At 58.4% G+C, this 8,829-nt stretch carries 7 protein-coding genes and 1 pseudogene; 4 read left to right on the top strand and 4 right to left on the bottom strand.

Translation table 11 applies throughout. The annotated features are described in order from the left end of the window. Positions 1-153: 153 nt before the first annotated feature. Positions 154-660, bottom strand: a complete 507-nt coding sequence (locus F7Q90_RS16865; protein ID WP_006121653.1) for a phenolic acid decarboxylase — start codon at positions 658-660, stop codon at positions 154-156. Positions 661-758: 98 nt separating this feature from the next. Here F7Q90_RS16865 and F7Q90_RS16860 point away from each other — a divergent pair. Next, a pseudogene (locus F7Q90_RS16860) lies at positions 759-1,637 on the top strand (LysR family transcriptional regulator). Between the two features lie 72 nt (positions 1,638-1,709). Here F7Q90_RS16860 and F7Q90_RS16855 read toward each other — a convergent pair. The 3 genes from F7Q90_RS16855 to F7Q90_RS16845 are packed head-to-tail and all read right to left on the bottom strand — an operon-like array spanning position 1,710 to position 4,290. Then, the gene (locus F7Q90_RS16855; protein ID WP_039339024.1) at positions 1,710-2,141 is read right to left on the bottom strand and encodes a GFA family protein; all 432 of its coding nucleotides are present in this window, start codon (positions 2,139-2,141) and stop codon (positions 1,710-1,712) included. 37 nt (positions 2,142-2,178) lie between these two features. Continuing rightward, entirely contained in the window at positions 2,179-3,069 is an 891-nt protein-coding gene (locus F7Q90_RS16850; RefSeq protein ID WP_006121649.1) for a siderophore-interacting protein, read from the bottom strand. A gap of 15 nt (positions 3,070-3,084) precedes the next feature. Then, positions 3,085-4,290, bottom strand: a complete 1,206-nt coding sequence (locus tag F7Q90_RS16845; protein ID WP_006121647.1) for an MFS transporter — start codon at positions 4,288-4,290, stop codon at positions 3,085-3,087. Between the two features lie 132 nt (positions 4,291-4,422). Between F7Q90_RS16845 and iucA the strand changes: the two genes are divergently transcribed. Genes iucA through iucC form a run of 3 tightly spaced genes read left to right on the top strand, consistent with a single transcriptional unit; the run spans position 4,423 to position 8,828 of the window. Beyond that, positions 4,423-6,147: an aerobactin synthase IucA gene (gene iucA / locus F7Q90_RS16840; RefSeq protein WP_006121646.1), complete on the top strand. Its 1,725-nt coding sequence runs from the start codon at positions 4,423-4,425 to the stop codon at positions 6,145-6,147. After that, the gene (iucB, locus tag F7Q90_RS16835) at positions 6,148-7,095 is read left to right on the top strand and encodes a GNAT family N-acetyltransferase (RefSeq protein WP_006121645.1); all 948 of its coding nucleotides are present in this window, start codon (positions 6,148-6,150) and stop codon (positions 7,093-7,095) included. After that, on the top strand, positions 7,095-8,828 hold the full coding sequence (gene iucC, locus F7Q90_RS16830; RefSeq protein ID WP_006121643.1) for an aerobactin synthase IucC: 1,734 nt from the start codon (positions 7,095-7,097) through the stop codon (positions 8,826-8,828). Before iucB ends, iucC begins: the two co-directional genes overlap by 1 nt. The last annotated feature ends 1 nt before the right edge of the window (position 8,829 follow it).

Here is an 8,829-nt window from a genome sequence, read left to right as displayed (position 1 = left end):
GAATATTTTACGGCATTCTCCGCTAATGCTCAGGCGAATATCCCTGAAGGACGTTCTTAACAATTTAACAAGGGTTTACCACAAAATGGTGCTGGTTTATTAGCGTCAATTTGTGGGGATCCCTCAGGGCTTAGCCCCTTTCCTGCCTGGTGATTATTTTAAGTTTTCAGGGAAATTCGCCGGCAGCTCGCTTGCCGCGCAGGCAATCACGTCTTCGTTATTTTTTCCGGCATCCCGTACAAAGGTAATCGTGGCAAACTCATCGATCACTTCGATTGGGTAGTTTGGGCCCGCATCGCGGTATTTCGCCATTTCGTCCAGATGGTCGTTCTGGAAACAGACGGTACGTTCAGGATTATTGATGACCCAGCGTGGGAAGAAAATGGTGCCGTGGAACAGCTTGTCGCTCATGTTGGCAATCAGGCTGACGCTGGTGCCGGTAGGTTCGGTCCAGGACACTTTATAGCTATTTTCCGCGACTCTGACGATATAAACGTGTTGGTCTTTGACCCAACGATTGCCCACCATCCCGCTGTGGATACGATGATCAATGGTGTCTTCGTTTTTAATGTACAGCTCATAATTCCAGCCGTTGTCGTAGGTATAAACCAGATGTTTACCTGTGAAACCGTCAAGATTGTGTTTGTCGAAGCTGCTCATCTTTCGTTCTCCTCTGTTGGTGAATCCAGCTTAGTCATTCACTTTATGAATTAAAAACGCTAATTTATGATGAAAACCATTCAAAAAATGGATTGATGATGCATAAAACCACGCTGGAACAATGGAGCCTGCTGGATAAGGTTATGAAAGAAGGCAGCTTTGCAAAAGCCGCCGACCTGACCAACCGCAGCCAGTCCTCAGTCAGTTACAATCTTGCCATGCTGCAACAGCGTATTGGCATCACCTTACTGCACATTGAGGGGCGCAAAGCGGTACTTACGCCCGCCGGTGAATTGCTGCTGGCGCAGGTGCGACCGCTTCTTAAGGCGTTTCATTCGCTGGAGGCGTATGCGGGCGCCATACGCAGCGGCGTCAGAACCAAACTGGATCTGGTGGTGGACAGCATCTTTCCGCGCCGCCGCCTGTTCGCTGTCCTGAAAACCTTTCAGCAACGCCACCCACACACGCAAATTAATCTCACCGAAGTGCTCGAAACCGATACCGATTATGCTGAGGCCGATGTGATGGTGGTAACCCAGCGCCAGGATATGGCCGGGCGGGGCGAGTGGTTGATGAACGTGGATTTTGTCGCGGTGGCGCATCGCGATCACCCCTTGCATCAATGCGGCGTAGACCTGGATGAGGAACAACTGGCGCGGTATCCGCTGATTCGCATTGCGGATCGCGAACATTTTACAGTGCAGAATGAAAGCAGCAGTGGCGATTACTGGTCTTTCTAAACCATTGACGCGGCGGTAGAAGCGGTAATGCATCAGGTGGGCTATGGCTGGATTCCGCAGGCGCGCATCCGTCACGAACTGGCACAGGGCATCCTGAAGATATTGCCGCTTCGGCATGGGGTGCGCCGCGCCACCACGCTGCATCTGCTGATTAAAAAAGACATTATCATGCTGGATCCGCCCATCGCGACCTTACTTGACCTGCTGAAAACGGCACCGCAAACGGACGTACCGTAACGGGCGCCACGGGCCGGGCAGACGATCCGCCACGGCACAGCTTTCGTGCGCCAGTTACGCGGCGGACTGGATTTACGGTGTGACGTGCAGGGCGTGAAGCAGGGCATCCAGCGAGTCAGGAGCCTGCTGATGGCGGTTTTCAACCGGATGACCGCTCCACGACAGGGCATCGTCCAGGCAATAGTCGCCGGCGCAATGCAGATCAAGATCGTCATCCAGCAGGCCAATCGGCAGCCAGATCAGCGGCCGGTCACGTAAGTCGTTCGGCACGGTGGATCCACAGTTCCTGCAGAAGTCATTGCGGTATCCCTGCGGGCGACGCCAGCTGGCGATAAAGGTTTCACCGGCCAACCAGCGAAAGTGGTCTGCATTAACGATCGTCGCCAGATTATGGCCCGTGCCGGTCTGGCGACGACACAGCGAACAGTGGCAGCGGTAAAAATGACTGGGCTTTTGTGTCAGCCTGAATACCACCGTTCCGCATAAACAACGTCCTGAAATCATGCTGGCTTCCCTGAATAAAATGCGCTTAAGAAGACGCTTAGTGTGCCCGCTTTTTGGCCCAGTACGCCATAAAGTTAATCGCTTCGCGATCAACGCCGCGCTCGCCAATCAGATGGCGACGCAGCAGTTTCACGACGGTCGATTCGGCGGCCACCCAGCCGTAAAATTCATTGTTGCGCGCCTGCGCACGATCCCACAGTAACTCACCGTCTTCCTCTTCCTGCACGGCCTGCTGCTGGCCGCCATCGGGTACGCTGACCTGGGACTGAATTGCCGCGATCAGGCATTCACCATGTGAAGCAAACGCAGGTTTGCGGGGCAACCACACAATGTCGGCAAACGCGTACGCCTGTAAATCGACGCAATCCTCAGCATCCGGCACCTCAAAAAAAGCCTGAACCCGGGGCGGGTGGGGCTGGCGGGCCAGCGATTCCAGAATGCCTTTCGCGGCAGGCAAGGCGGTTTCATCGGCAATCAGCAGCGCATTGCGCAGGCCGTCTGGCGGCGTCCATTCATAGCCACCGCTGTCGACCTCAAACGCCGCATTCGGCGCAACGATCACCAGGCTGTCGCCCGGTTTCGCGTTGATGGCCCAGGCCGAGGCCGGACCTTCTGTACCGTGGCTGACAAACTCAATGGTCAGCTCCTCACGTTGGACATCCAGGTGGCGCAGCGTATAGGTGCGCAGCAGCGGCCGCTGCGCTTTGGGCAGCGACAGAATCGTCTGGTACCACTCATCGTTATTGGGCAGGTCGGGCAGGCTGCCATCTTCGGCAGGCAGCAAAATCTTAATCCGCTGGTCGGGCGCATCCGATTTCATCTGTGCCACGTCGGGCCCGTTAAATACCAGGCTCAGCATCGAAGGTGAAAGGTGATGTTTGCGGGCCAGTTTGACCTCAAAAAGGCGGTAAGCAGGGACGTCAGCCATCGTCGTTCCTTGTGGTTAATGAGCCGATAAGGCTGATCGTGAACGCCAGATCAGCCCCGACAGGGCAATAAAGAGCATGGCGGCAGTGAGTGCGGCGGCAATCAGCGCGGCTTCGCCGTGCGAGTGCGTGATCACTGGCACCAGAAGGGCACACAAGCCATAGCCCAGCGTATGGCTGGTGGCGATCCAGCCTGCTCCGGCGCCGTCTGCCAGCGTGTCGTTGAGCAGCAACTGATAGGCGGGTGTGCCGAGCGCCGCACCGAACGACATCACGGCACAGCCGACATAAAACAGCCAGAGCGACGTGGTCAGCATCATGCCCAGGCCCAGCGCCATCAGGATCCCGGCGCTGATTAGCAGTGAAAGCGGTGTCAGTAACTGCGGATGCAACACCAGAAACTGCGCACTCAGCGACGCGATGGCGGCAACGCTCAGCAGCCAGGCAACCTGATGGCTTATCGCCGCCGTCTGCCCGGCAAATTGTCGGGCCAGCGCCGGAGACAGCCCCAGTTGCATCAGGCTGACGGTGGCCGCCAGCAGCAGGGCGCATAACAGGTAGGGCAGGCAATGAGGGCGCAGGCGGGCGTTTTTACGCGTCACCGCTGGCTGCGGGGCCGAACGTTGTAACGGCAGCAACAGCGCCAGCGCCAGCAGCGGCGCCACCACCAACAGCGCCAGCGGGGCCAGCGGATGAATCACCAGCATTCCGGCTGCGCAGAGGGGGCCAAAAAGTCGGCCACAGCTCAGGCCGGAGCTGATGGTCGCCAGCGCCGTCATGCGCTTCTCTTCGCCCGCCCGGTGCAGCGCCCATACCTGACAGGCGGGCACCATGGCCGATACCATCAAACCATAAAAAACCCGGGCAATAATTAATATGCCTAATCCAATCGGTGCGCTGACGGCCTGCACAGACAGCAGCGCACAGCCCAGACCGAGCAGCAAAAAGCTGGTGCCGTAACCGGCCAGCGACCACAGGACCACTGGTTTACTTCCCTGACGGGCAATCTGCTTTCCCCACCACGGCGACGCGGGCAAAAACAACATGGAGCCGAGCGTTAACAGTCCTGCCCACACCGACAGGCTCAGGCTGGTCTGAGCAACCAGCACCGGAATCGCGACCAGCAGGCCATTTTGTCCCACACCCAGCAACCCGGCGCTGATGGCTAAAGGCCAGTTTGCTAACGCTTTTTTTTGCGTCATGGCCAGTTCAGGAGATGTCACGATGTTGCTAACCCGTATCTTTGTTGTATGTATTTGTAAAATTTATTCTGCCAATTCTAACAATTGTCGTTGATAATGAGAACTATTATCGGCAGAATTCGCATTATCATAACGACTGGAAATTGTTTGATAATGATACAATCAACGCATGATGGGGCCTGGGACGTGGCGGCACAATGCTTCCTGAACGCCCTGATCCGTGAAACCAGGGACTGGCAGTTGAGCCAGGGTGACCCCGCCGAACTGACGATCCCGTTGGATGAACAGCAGACCTTACACTTTAAGGTGGCTTACTTTTCTCCGACGCAGCACCACCGTTTTGTCTTTCCGGCCCGGCTGGTGACGCAGCGTGGCAGCCAACCGGTGGCGTTTGAAACCGTCGCCAGGCTGATTGTCGATAAGTTACAACACCAGCACGCGCTGCCCGTCGCAGGCTGCGAGGCGTTTTACCAGCGCGTAATGCAAAGTCATGCTCACACCCGCGAAGCGGCGGCGTCCCGTCATGACTGGTGCGGCCTGCGCGAAAACGCACTCAATTTTGCCGAGGCCGAACAGGCGCTGCTGGTCGGGCACGCTTTCCATCCTGCCCCCAAATCGCACGAACCTTTCACGCCGCAGCAGGCCAGACGCTACCTGCCCGATTTTGCCCCGCATTTTCCGCTGCGCTGGTTCGCGGTGGATAAAGACTACCTGGCGGGCGACAGCCTGAAACTGAACTTACAGCAGCGCCTGACGCGTTTTGCGGCCGAGAACGCACCGCAGCTGCTGCATGCGCTGACGGACCAGCGGTGGTTATTCCCGCTGCATCCCTGGCAGGCGGACTATTTGCTGCAGCAGAGCTGGTGTCAGCAACTGATGGAGCAAGGACGGCTACAGGATCTGGGTGAGGCGGGAACATCCTGGCTGCCCACCACGTCATCACGCTCGCTCTATTGCGCGACCAGTCGTGACATGATCAAGTTCTCGCTGAGCGTGCGACTCACTAACTCCGTCCGCACTTTATCGGTGAAAGAAATCAAACGCGGCATGCGGCTGGCGCGGCTGGCGCAGACCGCGCGCTGGCAGGCGATGCAGGCGCGTTTCCCGACGTTTCGTGTGATGCAGGAAGACGGCTGGGCCGGGCTGCGTGATATGCAGGGCACGATCAGGGAAGAGAGCCTGTTCGCACTGCGTGAAAACCTGATTGTCGACCAGCCGCAGAGTCAGACCAACGTGCTGGTCTCCCTGACGCAGTCCGCGCCGGACGGCGGCGACGCACTGCTGACGGCGGCGGTTAAGCGCCTGAGCCAGCGCCTGCGTATCAGCGAACAACAGGCCGCCCATGCCTGGGTGGACGCATACTGCCAGCAGGTGCTGAAACCGCTGTTTACGGCCGAAGCCGATTACGGACTGGTGCTGTTAGCGCATCAGCAAAATATCCTGGTGGAAATGGCACAAGACCTGCCGGTTGGCCTGATCTATCGCGATTGCCAGGGCAGTGCCTTTATGCCGCACGCCGCAGGCTGGCTGGATGAGACTGGCGAAGCGCAGGCAGAAAATGTCTTTAGCCGCGAACAGCTGCTGCGCTATTTCCCCTATTACCTGTTAGTGAATTCCACGTTCGCGGTCACGGCGGCACTGGGCGCGGCGGGCATGGACAGCGAAACGCACCTGATGGCGCGCGTACGTGATGCGCTGTCTGCGCTGCGTTGCGAGGTCACGCACACGGACTGTCTCGATTACGTGCTGGAAAGTCCGCACTGGAATGTGAAAGGCAACTTCTTCTGTTACCTGCACGATCACAACGAAAACACCATCGTCGATCCGTCGGTAATCTACTTCAACTTCACCAATCCCCTTCTGTCCCAGGAGCGCTAAATGTCTCAGGCAACGATTGTTCACAGCGGCCACGGTTTGCGCTGCGAGAAGTCTGGTAAGGCCCTGAATCTGGGCTGGGGACAGGACAACAGTGCGGTCCTGCATTATACCGGCCCGCTTGCCGAAGGCTGGTTGCGTGATGCGCTGGATCAGATGTTTATCGCGGCTCCGTCGCTTTCCGCCATTGTGTTGCCCTATGCCGAATGGCGGGAAGAGCCGCAGGCGCTGGCCCTGTTTGCCGCGCTGAAAAGCGATATCGTGCACCGCGAGGTGTTCTGGCAACTGCCGCTGTGGCTGTCCACGCCGCGTCAGCAGGCGTCCGGCGAGATGGTCTTTGATGCCGAACGTGAGATTTACTTCCCCCAGCGTCCGCCGCGTCCTCAAGGCGAAGTCTATCGCCGTTACGATCCGCGTGTGCGCCGGACGCTGAGTTTCCGCGTGGCCGATCCTGCGCGGGATGCCGAGATGTTCACCCGCTGGATGAACGATCCGCGCGTGGATTATTTTTGGGAGCAGAGCGGATCGCTGGCAGTGCAGACCGCCTACCTGCAACGCCAGCTCACCAGCAGCTATGCCTTTCCGCTGATTGGCTGTTTTGATGATGCGCCTTTCAGCTACTTTGAAATCTACTGGGCCGCCGAAGACCGTATCGGACGCCACTACAGCTGGCAGCCGTATGACCGCGGCCTGCACCTGCTGGTGGGCGAATCGCAGTGGCGCGGACCGCACTATGTGCAGAGCTGGCTGCGCGGTATCAGCCACTACCTGTTCCTGGATAACCCGCACACCCAGCGCCTGGTGCTGGAGCCACGCGCTGATAATCAGCGCCTGTTCCGTCATCTGGCACCTGCGGGCTATGCCACCGTTAAAGAGTTCGACTTCCCTCACAAGCGCTCTCGCCTGGTGATGACCCGGCGTGCCCGCTTCTTCAGCGAGGTGGGCCTGTGATGAATCCGCACGCATGGGAAACCGTGAACCGTCAGCTGGTGGCGAAAATGCTGGCCGAGCTGGAGTACGAGCAGGTCTTTCAGGCCCAGGCGCAGGGCGATAACCGTTACTGCATCAGCCTGCCGGGCGCTGAGTGGCACTTTACCGCCGAACGCGGCATCTGGGGCTGGCTATGGATCGATGCGCAAAGCCTGCGTTGTGCAGATACGCCAGTACTGGCCCAAACCCTGCTCTGCCAGTTACAGCCGGTGCTGTCGATGAGCGATGCCACGGTAGCGGAGCATATGCAGGATCTCTACGCCACCTTGCGCGGCGATCTTCAGCTTATGCAGGCGCGTCAGGGAATGAGCGCGGACGCGCTTATCGATCTGGATGCCGACCGCCTGCAGTGCCTGCTCAGCGGCCATCCCAAATTTGTCTTCAACAAAGGCCGACGCGGCTGGGGACTGGCGGCACTGGCGCGCTACGCCCCGGAATACCTGAACACGTTCCGCCTGCACTGGCTGGCGGTTCAGCGTGAGCATCTGGTCTGGCGCTGCGACAGCGCTCTGGACATCCAGCAACTGCTGCATGCCGCGATGGATGACGGCGAATATGCCCGGTTCACCGAGGCCTGGCAGGCACAGGGACTGGACGACAGCTGGCTGCCGTTACCGGTTCATCCCTGGCAATGGCAGCAAAAAATCGCACTCGATTTTGTCGCGGATCTGGCCACTGGCAAAATGGTCTCGCTGGGCGAGTTTGGCGATCGGTGGCTGGCACAGCAGTCACTGCGCACGCTGACCAACGCCAGCCGTCAGGGCGGACTGGATATCAAACTGCCGCTGACGATCTACAACACTTCCTGCTATCGCGGCATTCCTGGCAAATACATCGCGGCGGGCCCGCTGGCCTCGCGCTGGTTACAACATGTCTTTGCTACTGATGCAACGTTGCAGCAAAGCGGGGCGGTGATTTTGGGCGAACCGGCCGCAGGCTATGTCGCTCATCAAGGTTACGCCGCGCTGGCCGAAGCCCCCTATCGCTACCAGGAAATGCTGGGCGTGATTTGGCGCGAAAATCCTGCGCGCTGGCTGCATCAGGACGAAACGCCGATTCTGATGGCGACGTTGATGGAGTGCGATGAGCAGGGACAGCCGCTTATCGGTGCCTACATTGCCCGCTCGGGCCTGAGCGCCGAGGCCTGGCTCAGTCAGATGTTTCGCGTGGTCGTCGTGCCGCTGTATCACCTGCTGTGCCGTTACGGCGTGGCGCTGATCGCGCACGGACAAAATATTACTCTGGCGATGAAAGACAGTATTCCGCAGCGCGTCCTGCTGAAGGATTTTCAGGGCGACATGCGGCTGGTGAAGGACGATTTTCCCGAGATGGCCTCTCTGCCTCAGGCGGTCCGTGATGTCACGGCCCGCCTGAGCGCGGACTACTTGATTCATGACCTGCAAACCGGACATTTTGTTACGGTTGTGCGTTTTATTTCGCCGTTGATGGCGCGCCTTGGCGTACCCGAGCGGCGCTTTTACCAACTGCTTGCCGCAGTGTTGAGCGATTACATGCAGGCGCACCCGCAACTGTCGGCGCGCTTTGCGCTTTTCTCCCTCTTCAAGCCACAAATCATTCGCGTCGTGCTGAACCCGGTAAAGCTCACCTGGCCCGATCAGGATGGCGGGAGCCGTATGTTGCCCACTTACCTGGAAAATCTGCAAAACCCGCTGTGGCTGGTCACCAAGGACTGAA

The sequence above is a fragment of the Pantoea stewartii subsp. stewartii genome, assembly GCF_008801695.1.
In the GTDB taxonomy this organism is placed as follows: domain Bacteria; phylum Pseudomonadota; class Gammaproteobacteria; order Enterobacterales; family Enterobacteriaceae; genus Pantoea; species Pantoea stewartii.
Note: the sequence above shows the minus strand (reverse complement) of the source record. Positions and strands in the feature narration are given on the sequence as shown.